This is a genomic window from Hydrogenobaculum sp. (genome assembly GCF_049967395.1).
Taxonomy (GTDB): Bacteria; Aquificota; Aquificia; order Aquificales; family Aquificaceae; genus Hydrogenobaculum.
Genome location: NZ_JBMFST010000130.1, coordinates 1 through 609, shown reverse-complemented (window position 1 = coordinate 609; position 609 = coordinate 1). Strand labels below are relative to the sequence as shown.

Annotated in this window: 1 protein-coding gene and 1 pseudogene; one reads left to right on the top strand and one right to left on the bottom strand. The window is 26.3% G+C overall.

The window, feature by feature from the left end; all coding sequences use genetic code 11:
• A pseudogene (locus ACP5S8_RS08525) lies at window positions 1-244 on the bottom strand (hypothetical protein); the annotation flags it as partial.
• A 111-nt stretch (window positions 245-355) separates the two neighbouring features.
• Here ACP5S8_RS08525 and ACP5S8_RS08520 point away from each other — a divergent pair.
• A partial coding sequence (locus ACP5S8_RS08520; protein WP_461876507.1) for a CopG family antitoxin occupies window positions 356-609 on the top strand: 254 nt, incomplete at its 3' end.

Below are 609 nucleotides of genomic sequence, written 5' to 3'. Positions count from 1 at the left end.
GAACTTTATAAATCTTATACGCTGGATGCACTGGATTTGAGAACTTACTGCTATCGAAATTATAGTAGTACATAAAAGCTTCTATATTTAAATCATTTATAAGATGGTAACCTAACTGATGCAATAATTCTGGTCCACCTGTAGCAAAATTAGCTGGACAAGCTATGTATATTTTACTATTCTTATAAATTTCAACACTCATATTTTGTTTGTAAGAGTTCAGTGTATTGTGAACACTTACCATAAAAAAATTATAACACATATTTAAACCTTTACAAATATTTTCTTCAAATCCTCTAAAAACTTAATTTGTTCATTATAGAAGATTTAAAAATCTTATACAAGGAAGGCAAAAATGAACAAAAACAAAAAAGATATTTATTTAGACGAAGAAGAAAAAGAAATTATAGAATCTTTGGAAAACTTAGACTTTAAAACCATAGAAAACGATATTGAAAATATTGAAAAATTGCAAAAAGCTGCCAAAGAATACATTGAAAAGCAAGATAAAACAATTACCCTTAGGATATCGGCTTCTGACCTTAATAAAATAAAAGCAGTTTCTTCCAAAAAAGGTTTAAGATATCAAACTTTTATTAAAAGCATTAT